Origin of the sequence: Psychrosphaera aquimarina (assembly GCF_032461525.1) — a bacterium.
Classification (GTDB): Bacteria; Pseudomonadota; Gammaproteobacteria; order Enterobacterales; family Alteromonadaceae; genus Psychrosphaera; species Psychrosphaera aquimarina.
Genome location: NZ_JAWCUA010000007.1, coordinates 448,220 through 466,036 on the forward strand (window position 1 = coordinate 448,220; position 17,817 = coordinate 466,036).

The following is a 17,817-nucleotide window of genomic DNA, read 5'->3' on the forward strand; positions in this document are numbered from 1 at the left end:
TTAAAAATATGAAGTTAAATACTGACAATATCGCCCAACTTGCTTGGGAAAAAATGGACGGGTTATTACCTTGTATTGTGCAAGACGCAATGAGTGGCAAGGTTTTAATGCAAGGATTTATGAACCAAGAAGCGATGCTGCATACATTAAACAGCAAACAAGTTACTTTTTTCAGCCGTAGTAAACAAAGATTGTGGACAAAAGGCGAAGTGTCTAACAATACGTTAGATTTAGTTGAGTTATCATCTGATTGCGACAACGACTCAATCATCGCACTTGCGACACCAAACGGCCCGACATGCCATACCGGCACTGAGTCTTGCTGGAATGACGATGCGGCACAGCCAGACATTAGCTTCATTGCTGATCTTGAGCGTTTAATTGCTTCAAGAAAAGGCGCGGATCCAGACTCATCTTACACGGCATCTTTATATGCCAGCGGTATCAAGCGTATCGCCCAAAAAGTGGGGGAAGAAGGCGTTGAAACAGCGCTTGCTGCAACAGTTAAAGATTTAGAAGAGCTTAAAAATGAAAGCGCTGACTTGCTTTATCATCTGTTAGTTTTGTTACAAGCGTCAGACTTAAACTTATCTGATGTGATTGGCGTGTTAAAACAGCGTCATAAAAAATAACAGAGCGGTTTGATAAGCCCTTTTATTTAATCTAATTCATTAAGCCAGTTTTGATAACTCGAACTGGCTTTTTTGATCCCCTAACCATATAAAAGCCTGCCCTCAATTACTGGTTATTTAATATTCATAATTGATCTTTTTTATACATGAAAATATCTTTATGGTGTTAACTATAAAGTAATGCTTAATGACGCCGATTACGTTTTATAGAACAGTATTAAATCCCATTTAATATCACATCTCGGTATGTTAGTTATTAGCTCCTTGTCCTAATAGGAATTGTTTATGCGTTTAAAATTAAAAATGGTCATCCTTACATCCGTTATCGCAATTTCGTATGTCGTGATTGCTTTTGTTGGATTACATTCATTAAAGATAGCAAGTGAGTCAGATAACTTTGCTCGCATAGAACAACTCTTTAAAAGTGCTTATTCCACCATTACTCAACTTGAAAATTTAGTAGAGAAAGGTGAATTGGAAGAAGCAAAAGCAAAATCCATTGCTACCTTAATTTTACAACAAAACAAATATCACGACTCTGAGTACGTTTACGTTACTGACGAACAACTAAACTTTGTTGCGGCCCCTCATGATCCTCAATTACACGGAACTAGCTTTAATGACTTTAAAGATTCAAATGGTAAGAGTATTGGTAAAATCGTATCTGACGTTACACAAAGAACCCCTGGTAAAATGGTGACTTACAATTGGACATCCGAACGCGATGGTGAAGTGGTTGGGTTGACTTCTGTTGCACAAAAAACAGAAAAATGGGGTTGGTACATTGGTACAGGGATTAGTTTTAAAGAAACCAATGAAAGATATTGGGATACGGCTCAATGGTTATTAGTACTGGCACTGATTATTATAACTTGTATCTCCATCGCCATTTTTCAGTTTGGCAGAAAGTTAACCGCTGAGTTAGGTGCAGAAGTATCTGAGGTTGTAGATATTGTTAGTAAGATCTCAAAAGGAAATTTAACGGACAATAAACTTGAGTTTCACGCGGAGCCTAACAGTATATTAGGGTCACTGTCCTATATGAGAAACGCATTAAGGGAAGTGGTTAGTAATATGCAATCTGTGTCACTTTCTTTAGCTGAACAGGTAAAAGATTCGGAACAACAGTCCATAGAATTAGATCAACTAACTTCTACCTTAGATAACGAAACCCATTTAACAGCAGAGGCCATTAAAGATATTGCTCACGGTGCGGAAATATCTAGTGTTGATATTACTGAAACGGCGGAGATGTTACACGTTGCACAAACCAATGGTGAAAGTGCCAATAAGTTAACTGAGATCTCAACCCACACTATAGGAAAACTGGAAAGCCAAATAGAATCAACGGGTGCGTCGGTAAAACAATTAGCGGAAGAAGTTGAGTCTATTGAAAGCGTATTAACCGTTATTCAAGGTGTGGCAGAACAAACCAATTTATTAGCGCTAAATGCAGCTATAGAAGCAGCAAGAGCCGGTGATCAAGGGCGCGGGTTTGCAGTTGTAGCCGATGAAGTTAGACAACTGGCTAAGCGCACACAAGAAAGCACTAAAGAAATTCATGACATGATTGAGAAGTTGCAAGCTGCAGCTTCTGAAGCAATCAAAACGGTTGAACAAAGTATGCTAACCAGCGCAGAAAGCGTGGATCAAGCAAAACAAACCTCAAGCGCCATCACGGAGTTATTAAACATTATTTCTGATATTGCGGCTAAGAGTAATTCTATTGATGAGTCGTCTAAGTCACAATTTGCCTCTGCAAATGGTGCGACAGACAAATTGGCTTTAATAGCAGAAATGAGTCAAAAAACCACAGATGTAGCCCGTTTAGCTCATGAAAAATCTAACTTAATTGGTGTCTCATCAAATCAACTTAAAGAACAAACTGATAAGTTTATCCTTTAAATTAGCACTTTAAATTAGCCCATTTATTTTCAAACAAAAAACGCATCTAAATAGATGCGTTTTTGTTATTAATGACCAAAGTTAACAACTTGCGTTATTTGCGTTACTTTTTGTTAATTGAGATGCTGCCAAGCCTGATATATGTTTCTATAAAAAGCTCATCAACGTCTTTAATATCAATACCGTTACTATCCATGTTTTTAGCTAAACTCTCAAAGGTTTTTCCACTTGGTGTTTCTGCCATCAATATAAACCCTAATATGGGTTGGTCAATAATATCAGACAATGGCACGGCGGTTCCTTGCCAGTCTTTCTCCCAATAAGTGTTCAAATCTGTGTTAGTTAATTCAAGCTCCAGCCAAGCGCCATCAGGTAAGTTTGGTAATAACTCAACCAACTTTTTTCCATTCACTGTCATGGTTTTATGATCAGAATGATTGTGTCCATAAAACACTAACTTTAATGTCATGTTTTGGTTAAGCAGTTTATCAACTAAGATTTGATTAACCCTTGTCTGGCTAGGTAATTGCCTTTTCAATATGCTTGTTAGTGATGAAACATGTGGGGTAAAACTAAGTGGACGGTCTATTTGAAAACGCATTTTAAATGAATCTAAATTACCATAGGTGAGTTGTAGATCCGACAAGTCCATTTCAATGCCATTGGCATGTTGACGTTTATTATGAATTACCTTTTTGACTAAGATGATGTCTTGGTTAATACATGTTTTTTTATTAAATTTACTGGGACTAACTGGCAAAAGTTTATATTTTTCGTTTTCTGTTTCCGGGTTAAAAAAGCGTAATCTCGAAAACTCGTTTGGATAGCGACTAATGTGATGCCAATAACTCAATCCGTTAAGGGTTAAGTTATTACTCTGGTCTTCTGCTGTACATGAGCTAACCACCTTTAAATTTTGATTAATCAAAGGCGCACTGCAACTAACAAAAGTGGTCGTTATCAATACTACACTCATGAGGCTAACAAGTGCCAATTGATAACGACGGATTAACACTTTAGTTACCCTTTAAGGTTAAAGTAGAAAATACACTGGCATCAATATAACCAAGGTTTTTATCACCATTTACTGCTTGTATGGTGGTAGATCCCATAAAATGTTCTCTTTGTTTGCTGCCATCGTTATCACAATAGGCCAGCATAAATCCCATCTCTTTGTTGGCTTGTAGGCTGACAGGTTTAGCACTTATGTCATCAACCTTAAAGCTGTCGTCGAATATTTTAATCGCCACTTCCCAAATTATTTTTGTATGGTCGTTGGCATCTCTTGTCCAACGACTCTCTATATGATCATTTAACAAAATAAACGGTTCTGTATTTGTGGCGGTTTGCTCACCGATATCAACAGCCTGATTATCCAGCGCAATATGATAAGCAAAAGCATTAAAATTAAACTGGTGATTTCCGCCGGATTTATCTTCATCGATGAATATCTCTAAACAGTCATCATCCCAATATAAGTTTAATGGATTTGGATATTGATCGAATAAAACATCGTCAACAATTTCCGCTAACAAATATAATTGTCCTTGATCCCAAGCTAACTTAAAACGACCGCTAAAATCATCTGGTGTTGGCACATTGCCAATCATGTCATGATCCATTGGATACCAAGTGGCTTGTGCCCAAACAGTTTCATCCGCCTTGCCATCAATAGTGATTGGATTGCTAGTATGTAGAGCGACAAAACTTTCTCTTTCGTCATTAGCAATGGCCGTGCTGATAAACGCACTGGCAAACATACAAGCTAAAACATGTTTTTTGAGTGACTTGGTATATTTAGTCATTTGATATTTCCTGATTAATTTGTCTGACAATGTCTTCTAATGATTTATCTGCATTAATACTTATGACGCCTTCATTCTCACTTGGCAATTCAAGTGCATCAAATTGTGAAGACAGTAAATTAGGATCAAAGAAGTGATTTTCTCTTTGCGCAAGACGCGTCGCAATTGTATTTTCTGACACGTTTAAATGTACAATCGTTAATTCAAAACCAAGTTGGGTAAATAACTGTCTGTGTTGTTTCTTCAAACCAGAATAAGCTAATACGCAAGACTGACGATTATCTAACAACATAGTTAAAAACTGCATAATTCGCGCTAACCAAGGTTTTCTGTCTTCATCATTAAGCGGTATACCACTGGCCATTTTTTGCTTGGCATCCATGTCATGAAAATTGTCGGCATCGATAAACACGTGATTTTGATCTTTTGCTAAACGTTCGCCAACCGCCGTTTTACCACAACCACTTACGCCCATCACTATGGTTAATTTAGGTAAACTTAGCTTTTGAGTTGGCAATAACACTTCAACCTTATAATTGTGTCCAGCTTGCAGGTTAGATAATTTATTATCTTTAAATACAAGACCATTCACTGTGGTTACTTGTTGTTTGACGATATCAGACTTAATAATAGCCAGTTCAATATTTGCCCCTCTAAATTGGCGCTGCACTTTTAAGCTGGGCCAGTGAGAAGGTAATTGAGGCTGAATTAACAAATCATCTCCACTACCTTTTAATCCGCACAATCCTTCCACGACACTTCGTAAATACCAAGCAACAGTACCGGTATTAAACAAGTGACTTGAACGTCCCGCATGGTGAGGATGCTGGTAATAAGCACCGCGATAATAGTTAGGTACAAATACCGGTAGTTGCCCTTGGGCCTTGGCACTTTTCTGGTTAGGCAACATGCGTTTTAATACATCAAAGGCCAAATCGTTTTTGCCTTTGCTATAAAGTGCAAAACCATAAAACATAGCGGCATGGTTATACACAGAGCCATTTTCTGATACACCAGCTGATTTTTGAGTGACTCGACCAATATCTTCGCGCATTTGAGTATAACTCGGCGCTAACATGGTCACGCCATAAGGCGTCGCCAGTTGCTCGAATATTTGTTTATTGATCAGTTCATATTGTTGCCTTGTTGCAGCATTACTTAACATAGCCCAGCTTTGTGGGTTTAAGAATATACGCCCCTCGTTGTCGGTTTTTGTGCCAAATAGATTGCCATCATCGGTAATACCACGGGCAAACCAATCGCCATTCCAACAATATTTGTTGACTTGTAAGTTAAGCAAATCGGCGGCAGCCATAAATTCCTGCAATTGTGTTTTGCATTCATTTTGCTCATTAACAGATAAATAGGTTTCACACACATAAACCCAGCATTTGATGGCATAGGCACTGGCTAAAGATAACCAAGCTGACACACCTTTGCCTTTATACCCCACCATATTCATGGGATCGCACCAATCGCCCTGCTCTATGTAACTCAAGCCTCTTTCGTCGGTGGCATCTAATAACCATTCCATGGCTTTATCTAAATGTGTTTTAACTGTGTTGATTTCTGCACTGTCTGAATAACCAATTGTTTCTTGTAGAATGCTTATGTCATTGGTTTCATCTAAATAAGCTTGCAGACATATAGATAACCATACGCAATGATCGGTATGAGGTACTTGATTGATGTATTTAAGCTGTGCGTCTTCACTTAACAAAATGCCATCTGGCATAGCGCCAGAAAACTTTTGTTGAGACAAGGCCAATAACAGACGTTCTCTGGTCACGGCAGGTGCAATGTAAATCATGCCCATTGCATCTTGCAAAAAATTACGCGTTTGTGGGTCCGTGCTTAATCTGTTTACATCACCATGATAAAACACTTGTCTTGGTAACCAATGGTTAACGTATTGATCAAAGTCTGAGTCTGGTGATGTAATTGAAATACTGCCTTTACCCTGATGAATATAGGCTGAATATTCTTGTTTCTTTTGGCTAAATTGCGCCTTATTCGCTAACAATTCGGCTTTAACCTGTTTGATCTCATCTAGATTATTTGCAGGACCAAAAATGATATTCAACTGCTGTTTTTCATTTGGCACTAATATCTTTTTAAATTGCTGCACACCAACGGGGGTTTCATAACACGCCGTCTTATTTTCTAAACTAGGTTGTTGCAACATGGACGGATTATGCATACCGCCCTCCCCCTGAAGGTTAATAAATTACAACACCATGAATCCGGAATTTGATCCGCTATCATATAGGTTAAGTCTTTTAACGCTTGGTTATTAAAATAGTCTTGTACTTTTTGATAAGGCGTTACAGACGCAGCAACTATGCCTAATAACTCAGGGTCAAAGGTGGCTGACTGATTCATCCACGACATATAACCAATGGAAAAACACGGATAAATAGAAATGTGTATGTTTTGTTTATTATTGTTAACGATGTCAACCGACCATAACTCCATCACCTTATCTTGAGTCAAGGACAAAGTGATAGTGAACTCAATGTTCCACTTTTTTATTACCCATTTAACATCACTGGTACCGGCAGAAAAACTAAATGAGTCTAGTTCAATTCGCATTGGTTCGTATGGGGCAGAAAATAACTCACCGGTTTCTTCATTTTTGATATAGAAAAAACGGCCCGGGTGATCCGCATAATACGGTTGTTCTGGTTGAATAAAGGTTTTTGCTTCTAAGTTTGGCGCATACGAATACTTAGCAGGCTCAGGTTGCATAAATTGTGCGGTCATATAACCGCGACAATTTATTTGCGCAACCATTTGTGAATTCCACAAAAAGCTTGTGGCATTCGGCATTGTTAATGGGCTGTCTAATTGAATACGCGCTTGCCCGTTTTGTAACTCGTTATTAAATGTATTGCTTGCCATTGTCTTATTTTACCGCGTCTGCTTGATAGTTACTTTTTAGTTTTAATTCAGCTTGTAATTGTTCTAAGTTTTTTTGACCGAGTGGGTAAAACCAAATACACACCACAGCTAACACCGCAAACACCGCTGGTATTAATGTCATTAACAGCACGATGCCCATTTCGGATGCTGAATTTTGTACTTGGTTTGCCACATAACCTAATGATCCTAACAACCAGCCCATTAACCCACCGGCGATAGCCCCACCCAGTTTTTGCGCAAATGCTGCGGCGGAAAATACCATTGCAGTGGCGCGTCGACCATTTTTCCACTCTGAATAGTCCGCGGTATCAGCGTACATAGAAAATACTAATGGTGATTTAGGGCCTAAACATAAGCCAATTAATATCTGCACGGTAAAAATTAAAGGGATGTTTTCTTTTGGTACAAAGAAAAATAAAGCAGATAAAATAGCCACTAAGGACATTAATATAAGTAACAGTTTCTTTTTATCGACAAACTTAACTAATAAAGGGGTAATCGCGGCACCACACATTAAACTCAACATATAGGCCATAGAAAAAGAACCGATTAAATCTTCTCTTCCAACAAAGTACTTAAAGTAAAATGTTCCTGAGCTACCTCTTAAGGTAATAGTTAACATAATAATTAAGGCAAGACTGAATAGAATTAACCATGGTTTGTTTTTGGTTAAGTCTTTAATGTCTTGTAATACCGGTGTTTTTTGTTCCGCTGGCGGAGAAATACGTTCTTTGGTTGTTAAGAAAGTAATGAAAAATAACCCAGCTGCAACCACACCATATATTGCCATGGTTAATTGCCAGCCAAGTATTTCATTACCATTACCTAAATACGCAACTAAGTCAGGGGTTAAATACGCAACTAAAGTACCGCCGGAAAACGCACCAATAAAGCGAAAACTGGTTAAGGTAGTTCGTTGGTTTGAGTCAGATGTGATAACCCCCATTAATGCACCATAAGGAACATTAATAAAGGTATACGCTAACATCATGAAGATATAAGTGGCGTAGGCCCAGACTAATTTGCCTGATTCGCCCACATCGGGCACGGTAAAGGTTAATACCCCAGCGGCGACGATTGGAATAATGCCCCACAACAAATAAGGTCTGAACTTACCGTATTTCGTTGAGGTCCTATCCGCCATTGCTCCCATTAATGGATCTGAAAACGCATCGATTAATCGAGTAACCAACATCATAGTACCTACAGCAGTGGCGGATAAACCAAATACGTCGGTATAAAAAATAAATAGGAATACATCAAATACGCGCCAATAAAAATTAGAGGCGACATCTCCACAGGCATACCCTACCTTTTCTTTTAAAGACAATACGCTCGATTGTTTAATAGTTGACCGATTCGTTTCCATAACAAACTCTTATTAGTATTATTTGCCAACTATTCAACCACCTTATGTAAGCGCTTACAAATTATTTTTTTGTAATAAAGTACTTTTTTTAACCTATACCCCAGAGATAGCAGCCTACCGAGCTTTATAGAGTGTTAACTCTACAAAAACATTGTGATTTTACCCTTGACGACAATTATATTTTGCATTACTTTATGAATGTAAGCGCTTTCAGAAGATCTTAACCCTGTCCAATGTAAGCGCTTTCAGTGAAAACTAATTTAAAATATAAAATCACAACATCAACAGGAAAGTGCGAGAATAATATGAAAAATAATCGCTTTGTAAAAACACAAATAGCAACTAGCTTGTCTATCGCAATTGGCGCATTTGCAGCTCCTATTGTTGCTCATGCAGCGGACGAAGCTAAAGATGTAGAAGTTATCGAAGTAACAGGTATTCGTGCTTCTTTAATCAAATCAAGAGATTTAAAAAGAGATAGCAACGGCGTTGCTGATGCTATCTCTGCAGAAGATATCGGTAAATTCCCAGATACAAACTTAGCCGAATCTATGCAACGTATTGCTGGTGTTTCTATCGACCGTCAGAACGGTGAAGGTAGTAAAGTAACAGTACGTGGTATTCCACCAGAAATGAACTTAGTTACACTAAACGGCCGTCAAATGCCTGTAACTACCGGTAACCGCTCTTTTGACTTTGCTAATATCGCTTCTGAAGGTGTTAGTGGTGTTGTGGTAACTAAAACAGGTGACGCATCAGTCCCTACAGGTGGCATCGGGTCGGTTATCGACATTCAAACTCATAAACCACTTTCTCATCAAGGTACTAAAGCTTCGTTTGGTGTAAAAGCGGTAGCAGATACTTCAACTGAAGATGGTTCTATTACGCCAGAATTATCTGGTTTATATTCATATACAGATGAAGATGGCAAATTCGGTGTTTCCGTTTCTGCTAGTTACCAAAAACGTGAAAGTGGCAACGCTCAAGCACAAGTTGGTACAGGTTGGCGTTCATTCCCTGGTACTGCTGATACAGATTGGTCAGGTACCAATGCAACTTGGGGTGGTGTCGCTAAAGACTCAACTCAAACTAACCGTCCTGCTGATTCAGATATTTATTCGGTTCCTCAAACAACGATATATAAATTTGAAGAACAACAACGTACCCGTACCAATGCACAGTTAGTACTTCAGTATCGTCCAATTGACTCAGTAACGGCGACACTTGATTACACTATGATGCAAAACGACATTGATGTTCAACACAATGACATCTCTGCTTGGTATAACTTTGGTACTTCAGAGAACGTCTGGTCTGATGGCCCTGTTGCTACTCCATTAATTTATTCAGAAGATTACCCGTCAGCTTCACCTGCCGATTTATCAATGGCACGTGGTTTCTCTGCTAACCGTCACGAAAGTTCTTCAATTGGTTTAAATGTTGAATGGCAAGTTAATTCAGATTTAAAACTTGAATTAGACGTACATTCATCTGACGCTTCTAGAACCCCAAATGGTCAATACGGTAGCGCTGCAAACATGTCTATGGCTGCTTTTGTTCGTACCAGAGCTGCAACTGATTTCACAGGTGATCGTCCTATCTTAGCGGTTGACGGTAGTGAAAACGTTCAATGGTCTGATATGCGTGTTACAGGTAGTACATTTGGTAACTCACAAGACGCTTCTGACGTTTCTCAACAACAAGTTAATGGTAGCTATGTCCTTGATGAAAATAGCAGCATCGACTTTGGTGTTTCATTAACATCAGTAAGTAATCACTCTCAAGCTATTAACGTTCAGCGTAATGACTGGGGTGGCATGGGTGTTGATCAACCAAGTATCTTCACTGAAGATATGTTCCCAGTGGACAGCATTCAAGATCGTTTTGATACATCAGGCGGTAACTTCAACGGCTTATCAGGCGACATGCAAGCAATCGATAGAATGTTTGTTTGGGACTTTGAAGCAATTCGTGCAATTGCTGCAGAAGCTTACACAACGTCTGCTGGTGCAACACCTGGTGACTGTGGAAACTTATTCTGCCCATCAACTAATTATGGTGGCGACACTGACCGCTTTACTGAAGAGAATTCTACTGCAGTTTATGCTCAGTATAACTACGACGGTGAAATGGCTGGTATGTATTACGGTCTACATGTAGGCGTACGTTGGGAAGATACTGAAGTTGAATCAACTTCTATCGTGACAGCTCGTGATGGCGCTGAATGGGTATCTGCTAACGAAGTTATCTTAGGTGATGGCGGTCGTGTATTCCAAACTCAAACTGGTGGATACGATTACTTCCTACCTAACATCAACTTTAATTTAGAAGTTACTGATGATGTTATCGTTCGTGCGGCATACAGCCAAACGATTGGTCGTCCTAATTATGCCGACATCCAAGGTGGAACCGTTGTTGGTTCATTAGCAAGAACAAGTGGGGCAAACGGTAGTGCGGGTAATCCAAACCTATTACCACTTGAATCTACTAACTTAGATTTATCTGTTGAATGGTACTACAGCGAAACAAGTTATATGTCTTTTGGTTTATTCAAGAAAGACACTCAAAACTACATAGCTAACGTTGAAGAAAACTCTACGATTTACGGTATTGCTAACCCAGGTGATGGTGCTAAATATAACGAAGCTCGTCTTGCATTAAATACAACTGATGCGGTAGCGATTCGTGATTATATCTTTGCCAATTATCCAAATGACCCGTATGTAGATGTTGCAAACGGTATTATTACGGGTGACCCTGCTACGGATAATATTATGAATGTTGCGATAAACGTCCCAACTAATAATGACCGTAAAACACCAATTGATGGAATGGAATTCTCTATCCAACACTTATTTGGTGAAACAGGTTACGGCGTCATTGCTAACTACACTGCGGTAAGTACTGATTTAGAGTACGACGTTATGAACTTAGAAGACCAACCGGTATTAACAAATATCAGTGACTCAGCTAACTTAATTGCGTTCTACGACTTAGACGGCTTCCAAGCACGTATCGCATATAACTGGCGTGATGAGTTCCTTGCATCTCGTTACCAAGGTGATGTAGGTCCTTCTCCAATATTTGTTGAAGCTTACTCTCAAATTGACTTTAACATGAGCTACGACGTTAGCCAGGTTGAAGGGTTAACGGTTTTCTTTGAAGGTATTAACATTGCTAACAACTTCACACGTACTCACGGTCGTGCTGAAAAACAAGTGTTAAACTTAACAGAAACAGGCCCACGTTATAACTTTGGTGCACGTTATTCATTCTAATCATTAATGATTATGTGAATAACTTGTTATAAGTGTTAAATTGAATAAGTCGCTACGCCATATATTATGAGTAGCGACTTATTTTTATGTACCGCTTACCATCTAAATTATTACCCTAATATATTAAGGTTAGTCTTTTGTTATTTGACTAAGTCATTGTGATCACCTCAGTCGTTTAACCTTAAATTATTATGTGTTACAAATGTCATTATCAGTCACGTTTAACGTTGAAAAGCAGTAGGTAGAATGTGGATAATCTAATTAATCGAGTAATCATTGTCGGTGGTGGTAGTGCAGGCTGGTTAACTGCATGTATCTTAGCGGCAGAACTTGATTTAAGTAATTCAAATTACACTGTTACTTTAGTTGAATCTTCAGATATCAATCCAATTGGTGTAGGCGAAGGTACTTGGCCAACCATGCGAGCCACGTTAAAGAAGATTGGCATTAGTGAAAATGAATTTATTAATTGCTGTGATGCCAGTTTTAAACAAGGTTCTCAATTTAATGATTGGCAAGGCCTTACTTCCACTAATCCGGTTTACCCACAAGACAGTTATATTCATCCTTTTACCGTCCCAGTCGAATTTCAAAACATTAATTTAGCCCCACATTGGCAGCCCTACTCTGAACAAGTTTGTTTTGCAGATGCCGTTTCAACTCAAAGTGTATTAGCAAAACAAGGTAAAGCGCCTAAGTTGATCACTTCTCCGGAATATTCCTTTATTGGCAATTATGGTTATCACTTAGATGCAGGCAAGTTTAGCGGCTTATTAAAAAAACATGCAATCAACAAACTTAATGTGAAACATGTCATCGACAATGTCACAGAAATCCATAATGACGACTCAGGGTTTATTAATCATATAGAAACCGAGAAAAACGGAGCCATTGCGGGGGATATTTTTGTTGACTGTACTGGTTTTGCATCTTTGTTAATTGGTAAACATTACAATATTGACTTCATTAATAAACAAGACCAATTATTTAATAACACCGCAATCGCGATTCAGGCCCCCTATGATGATCCAAATCAAGATATTGCCTCTTGCACATTATCAACCGCACAAACTAATGGCTGGATTTGGGATATTGGTTTACAAAGCAGACGTGGTGTTGGTCATGTATTTTCAAGCGATCATACAACAACTGACGCAGCAGAAATACAATTAAGGCAATACTTAACGCCTACTATTGGTATCAAACAAGCGGAAGCACTGCCAGCAAGAACCATTAATTTTACCCCGGGATATAGAGAAAAGTTTTGGCATAATAACTGTTTAGCCATTGGTATGTCCGCAGGTTTTATTGAGCCTTTGGAAGCCTCCGCGCTTGCATTAATAGAACAGTCAGCCAATTTCTTAGCCGAACAATTTCCTAAAAATCGTGCGATTATGCCCATTATTGCCAAACGATATAATCAAACCACGTCCCAGCATTGGACTCAAATTATTGAGTTTCTTAAACTTCATTATGTGCTGACAAAACGTACAGACAGTCAATATTGGCTTGATAATGTAGATCCTAAGTCAATGCCAGATTCGTTAATTGAAAACTTAGAGTTATGGCAACATCAATACCCTTACCGATTAGACCAAGCGGGATATAATCCATTATTTCCAGCCGCCAGTTATCAATATGTGATGTTTGGAATGGGCTTTAAGTCAAACCCGATTGCCAAAAGACAGGATAAACAAATTGAACTACGCGCTCAGCAGTTGTTTAATGAAAATAGACTACGCACACAGCAACAATCAGCAGTATTAACCTCAAATCGCGATTTACTTAATAAAGTAAAAAAATTCGGATTTGCAAAAATATAACAATAACAAAAATTAAATAGGTGCTTCATGCCAAATCATACATTAGTCAACAACATCGACCATAAAGATACAAAGATCATCACAGAACGTTCAGCCGCCTACGGCGACGATATTTGGTTTACACAAACCTTCCCTGCTGAGTACCGAAGTGTTCAGGCTTATTACCCTATATTTTTTACTAAAGACGAAAATACAGGGCGTTTTTTCTCTGTTGCCTTGTTTGGGTTTCAACAAAATGAAAACTTATTCATCAAGGACAATCGTTGGTCAGTACCTTATATTCCATTAACTCATGCACGCACGCCGTTTTTAATCGGAGAACAAGCATTAATGGAAGATGGCATTGAAAAACATCAACGTGTTTTATTTTTGGATGAAGATCATCCTAGAGTTAATACTGAGCAAGGTGAACCATTATTCTTAGAATTTGGCGCGAATGCCCCATACTTAGAAAGCATGGCAGACATGATGGAAGTACTGCATCACGGTATTGAAGATCACAATGCCTTTATTGATATGTTGGTAGAACTTGAGCTATTAGAGTCTTTCACCTTAGACGTAGAACTCAATGACCGATCTCAACATCAGATGTTAGGTTTTTACACTATCAATGAAGATAAACTCGCAGCGCTTAGTAGTGAAGTGATTGCTAAATTGCATCAAAATGGCCACTTACAGCCGATTTATATGACCTTGGCATCACAATCTAATGTAACTCGTTTAATTCAATTAAAAAATGCGCAGCTTGGTCTGTAAAAGACTAAGCCTTTTTTTAGCTTAGTTAAATTCCGGTTAAAGGACGATGATGTTAGATATTAAAAACCTGGTTAAAGAGGTCTTTTTACCTGCAGGTGAATCATTACCTGAGCATATAGTTAATGCGGCTGAACCCGTTTTACTGAAAGGCTTCATTAATCACTGGCCTTTAGTTAACGCTGGAAAACAGTCACAAGACCACGCTTTTGAATATATAAACAACGCCTATAACGGTCAGCCGATATCAGCGTATTATGCACAGCCTGATGCCAACGGTCGTATTTTTTACAATGCCGACTTTAACGGTTTTAATTTTCAAAGTGCGACACTAGATTTGCCAACGGTATTAAACAAATTAAAAGAGGTACGTGATTTAGCACAGCCTCCTGCTGTGTATGTTGGCTCCACCAACATTCATCGTCATTTTCCTAGTCTAAACAGTGAAAATAACGTCACAATTGAAAACGCACAACCTATCACTAATTTGTGGCTGGGTAATAAAACTAAAATTGCCGCACATTTTGACTTCCCGAATAATTTAGCCTGTTGCGCCGTAGGTAAACGACGATTTACCTTGTTTCCACCTGAACAAGTTAAAAACTTATATGTTGGCCCTAAGGAGTTTGCTCCTGGAGGCCAAGACATTAGTTTGGTGAACTTTGAACAACCGGACTTAACAAAACATCCGAAATTTCAAACCGCTCTAGATAATGCGCTTGTTGCTAATCTTGAGGCTGGTGATGCTTTATTTATTCCTAGTATGTGGTGGCATCATGTTGAAGGGTTAACCAGCTTTAATGTGTTGGTTACGCATTGGTGGCGCAATAGTCCAGCTTTTATGGGCAGGCCAGATAATGCAATCGAGTTAGCAATTTTAAGTATTAGGAATTTACCTCTGGAACAACGTCAAGCATGGAAAGCACTATTTGAACATTATGTATTTGATCATGAAGACAGTGACAATGCCCATATCCCAGAGCACGCCCAAGGTTGTTTAAAACAACCGATGACAGAAATTGAAGCTCGAAAACTCCGAGCTAAATTGTTAGAACAACTTAAACGATAATGAGTCACAATTATGAATGATAGTAAATCAACTAAGAATCCAGTTAAAAAGGTTGTTATCGCAGGCGGTGGAACTGCAGGCTGGATGGCAGCAGCTGCACTAACTAAATTACTTGGTAAAAATATCGATGTGACTCTGGTTGAGTCAGATGCAATTCCCACCGTTGGTGTGGGGGAAGCCACGATTCCGACCTTACATATTTTTCATCAATTATTGGGCATAAAAGAACAAGATTTTATGGCGGCCACCAATGCCACATTTAAAATGGGTATCTCTTTTGAAAATTGGCGTGATGTTAAAAAAGATTACATTCACTCGTTTGGATTTTTAGGCCAAGACTGTTGGGCAGCGGGTTTTCAACATTTTTGGTTAAAAGGCCACCAACGAGGCATTGTTTCTGAAATTGGTGATTATGTACCAGAGCACCTTGCTGCACGAGAAGGTCGATTTGCGGTGTTAGCCAATCAAGCGTTAAATCATGCATACCATTTAGATGCAGGTTTATATGCCAAATACTTACGTAATATTGCTGAACAACATGGCATTACACGAGTGGAAGGTAAGATTGATAAGGTTAACTTATCTAATGAAAACGGCTTTATCGAGTCCCTAACTTTAGATTCAGAACAAGTAGTTGAGGGGGATTTATTCTTAGACTGCACCGGGTTCAGAGCCTTATTAATAGAGAAAGCGCTTCACACTGGTTTTGAAGATTGGAGTCATTGGCTGCCTTGTGATAGTGCTATTGCGGTACAAACGGAATCTGTTGGTAAACCTGTTCCTTATACTCGCTCAATCGCTCATGAATCAGGCTGGCAATGGCGTATTCCATTACAAAATAGAACTGGCAACGGTTTAGTTTTTTGCAGTAAATATATGACGGACGATGAAGCCATCGCCAAGTTACGCGAAAACCTAGTTGGCACATTAAGAAATGAACCACGAGTGATTAAGTTTCAAACTGGAACACGCAGAAAACATTGGAACAAAAACTGTATTGCCGTTGGTTTATCTTCTGGCTTTATCGAGCCACTTGAGTCCACCAGCATTCATTTATTTCAACGCGCTATTGTAAGATTAATGCAGATGTTCCCAAGCCAGGGGATCAATGAATCAGATGTAAATGAATTTAACGCTCAAACTAAATTTGAACACGATAATATAAGAGACTTTATTATCTTGCATTACCACTTAACAGACCGTGAAGACACCGCATTTTGGCGTCATTGTAAAAACATGGAGATCCCTGATTCGTTACAACACAGAATGGATTTATTTAAACAGTCCGGCCGTGTATTCAAAAAAGCGGAAGAGTTATTTGGTGAAACCTCGTGGGTTCAAGTGATGTTAGGACAAGGTTTGATGCCTGAGCAATATCACCCAATAGTGGACCAAATGGATGATGCTGAATTAGAAAACTTTTTAATGCATATTAAAAATAATGTGAAAAAGAAAGTTGCCTCTTGGCCTGATCATTATGACTTTATACAACATTATTGTAAGAGTACGGTTAAGGCTTAGCCGATGTCTGCAGAGTACTTTACGCCAAACCCAAATATGCAAGTTAATGTGATGAGAATGGGCGTTGAACAAACGCCTTTGATCATCATTGATGATTTTGCATCGAGCACAGAAGCATTAAAAACGTTTGCCTATGAGCATGCCGAATACGCACCAGATGAAAAAACCCTTTATCCTGGGGTTCGTAGCCCGTTACCAGACAGTTATATAATCAAACTACTTCAAGCGGTATATCAGCCTTTATACGGAATTTATGGCATTGAATTAAGTAAACGTGTAACACCATTAAGCTCGTACTTTTCGCTGCTGTCATTAGCGCCTAACGCGTTACATTTGTTACAACGTATGCCTCATTTTGATACCAACAGTTCAACCTGTTTTGCGGTATTACACTATTTGGCAGAAGGCCCACATGGTGGCACTGGATTATATCGACACAATCCAACCAAATTTGAACGTATTACCGAAGCTAGATGTGATCAATACATAAGCAGTGCAAAGCAGTATATTGAACAACATGGTGAACCTGAACCGGGTTATATCACAGGGTCCAACGACCATTTTGAAAAGTTTTATGAAGTGGAATACAAACCTAATAGATTAGTGATTTACCCAAGCAATTTATTGCACTCTGTAACGGTAGATAAAACCAATGACTTGTCGAGTGATCCAAAAAACGGACGGTTAACTGCCAATATTTTCTTTGAGTTTAAATAGCCGTTAAAGCTTCAATCAAAACG

The 17,817-nt window shown here is 38.8% G+C and carries 13 protein-coding genes; 8 read left to right on the forward strand and 5 right to left on the reverse strand.

The window, feature by feature from the left end; genetic code table 11:
• The first annotated feature begins 8 nt into the window (after positions 1-8).
• Together hisIE and RT723_RS08625 are read left to right on the forward strand one after the other, a co-directional pair.
• On the forward strand, positions 9-632 hold the full coding sequence (gene hisIE / locus RT723_RS08620; RefSeq protein WP_216054251.1) for a bifunctional phosphoribosyl-AMP cyclohydrolase/phosphoribosyl-ATP diphosphatase HisIE: 624 nt from the start codon (positions 9-11) through the stop codon (positions 630-632).
• Between the two features lie 285 nt (positions 633-917).
• Entirely contained in the window at positions 918-2,537 is a 1,620-nt protein-coding gene (locus tag RT723_RS08625; protein WP_216054252.1) for a methyl-accepting chemotaxis protein, read from the forward strand.
• A 103-nt stretch (positions 2,538-2,640) separates the two neighbouring features.
• Here RT723_RS08625 and RT723_RS08630 read toward each other — a convergent pair whose 3' ends face one another.
• Genes RT723_RS08630 through RT723_RS08650 form a run of 5 tightly spaced genes read right to left on the reverse strand, consistent with a single transcriptional unit; the run spans position 2,641 to position 8,633 of the window.
• Positions 2,641-3,552, reverse strand: a complete 912-nt coding sequence (locus RT723_RS08630) for a hypothetical protein (RefSeq protein ID WP_315946672.1) — start codon at positions 3,550-3,552, stop codon at positions 2,641-2,643.
• 1 nt (position 3,553) lies between these two features.
• Positions 3,554-4,342, reverse strand: coding sequence for a sugar-binding protein (locus RT723_RS08635; RefSeq protein WP_315946673.1), 789 nt, complete (start codon positions 4,340-4,342; stop codon positions 3,554-3,556).
• Complete coding sequence (locus RT723_RS08640) at positions 4,335-6,542, reverse strand: gluconokinase, GntK/IdnK-type (protein ID WP_315946674.1); 2,208 nt, start codon at positions 6,540-6,542, stop codon at positions 4,335-4,337. Before RT723_RS08640 ends, RT723_RS08635 begins: the two co-directional genes overlap by 8 nt.
• Positions 6,506-7,243 carry a hypothetical protein gene (locus tag RT723_RS08645; RefSeq protein ID WP_315946675.1) on the reverse strand — a complete coding sequence of 246 codons (738 nt, stop codon included), beginning with the start codon at positions 7,241-7,243 and terminating at the stop codon, positions 6,506-6,508. Before RT723_RS08645 ends, RT723_RS08640 begins: the two co-directional genes overlap by 37 nt.
• Before the next feature lie 4 nt (positions 7,244-7,247).
• Complete coding sequence (locus RT723_RS08650) at positions 7,248-8,633, reverse strand: MFS transporter (RefSeq protein ID WP_315946676.1); 1,386 nt, start codon at positions 8,631-8,633, stop codon at positions 7,248-7,250.
• A gap of 305 nt (positions 8,634-8,938) precedes the next feature.
• On the opposite strand from RT723_RS08650, the gene RT723_RS08655 reads away from it, so the two are divergent.
• From RT723_RS08655 to RT723_RS08680, 6 genes are all read left to right on the forward strand, one after another.
• Positions 8,939-11,911, forward strand: coding sequence for a TonB-dependent receptor (locus RT723_RS08655; RefSeq protein ID WP_315946677.1), 2,973 nt, complete (start codon positions 8,939-8,941; stop codon positions 11,909-11,911).
• Between the two features lie 248 nt (positions 11,912-12,159).
• Positions 12,160-13,734: a tryptophan halogenase family protein gene (locus RT723_RS08660; protein WP_315946678.1), complete on the forward strand. Its 1,575-nt coding sequence runs from the start codon at positions 12,160-12,162 to the stop codon at positions 13,732-13,734.
• 27 nt (positions 13,735-13,761) lie between these two features.
• A complete protein-coding gene (locus tag RT723_RS08665; protein ID WP_315946679.1) occupies positions 13,762-14,490 on the forward strand; it encodes a SapC family protein in 729 nt (242 codons plus the stop codon).
• Between the two features lie 46 nt (positions 14,491-14,536).
• Complete coding sequence (locus tag RT723_RS08670) at positions 14,537-15,556, forward strand: cupin-like domain-containing protein (RefSeq protein ID WP_315946680.1); 1,020 nt, start codon at positions 14,537-14,539, stop codon at positions 15,554-15,556.
• A gap of 12 nt (positions 15,557-15,568) precedes the next feature.
• On the forward strand, positions 15,569-17,077 hold the full coding sequence (locus RT723_RS08675) for a tryptophan halogenase family protein (protein WP_315946681.1): 1,509 nt from the start codon (positions 15,569-15,571) through the stop codon (positions 17,075-17,077).
• A gap of 3 nt (positions 17,078-17,080) precedes the next feature.
• Positions 17,081-17,794, forward strand: a complete 714-nt coding sequence (locus RT723_RS08680) for a DUF6445 family protein (protein WP_315946682.1) — start codon at positions 17,081-17,083, stop codon at positions 17,792-17,794.
• Positions 17,795-17,817: the final 23 nt, after the last annotated feature.

Bases quoted from the DNA above. Each gene is read 5' to 3' on its own strand.
- hisIE (WP_216054251.1), top strand. From the start codon at position 9: ATGAAGTTAAATACTGACAATATCGCCCAACTTGCTTGGGAAAAAATG.
- RT723_RS08625 (WP_216054252.1), top strand. From the start codon at position 918: ATGCGTTTAAAATTAAAAATGGTCATCCTTACATCCGTTATCGCAATT.
- RT723_RS08635 (WP_315946673.1), bottom strand. From the start codon at position 4,342: ATGACTAAATATACCAAGTCACTCAAAAAACATGTTTTAGCTTGTATG.
- RT723_RS08640 (WP_315946674.1), bottom strand. From the start codon at position 6,542: ATGCATAATCCGTCCATGTTGCAACAACCTAGTTTAGAAAATAAGACG.
- RT723_RS08645 (WP_315946675.1), bottom strand. From the start codon at position 7,243: ATGGCAAGCAATACATTTAATAACGAGTTACAAAACGGGCAAGCGCGT.
- RT723_RS08650 (WP_315946676.1), bottom strand. From the start codon at position 8,633: ATGGAAACGAATCGGTCAACTATTAAACAATCGAGCGTATTGTCTTTA.
- RT723_RS08655 (WP_315946677.1), top strand. From the start codon at position 8,939: ATGAAAAATAATCGCTTTGTAAAAACACAAATAGCAACTAGCTTGTCT.
- RT723_RS08665 (WP_315946679.1), top strand. From the start codon at position 13,762: ATGCCAAATCATACATTAGTCAACAACATCGACCATAAAGATACAAAG.
- RT723_RS08670 (WP_315946680.1), top strand. From the start codon at position 14,537: ATGATGTTAGATATTAAAAACCTGGTTAAAGAGGTCTTTTTACCTGCA.
- RT723_RS08675 (WP_315946681.1), top strand. From the start codon at position 15,569: ATGAATGATAGTAAATCAACTAAGAATCCAGTTAAAAAGGTTGTTATC.
- RT723_RS08680 (WP_315946682.1), top strand. From the start codon at position 17,081: ATGTCTGCAGAGTACTTTACGCCAAACCCAAATATGCAAGTTAATGTG.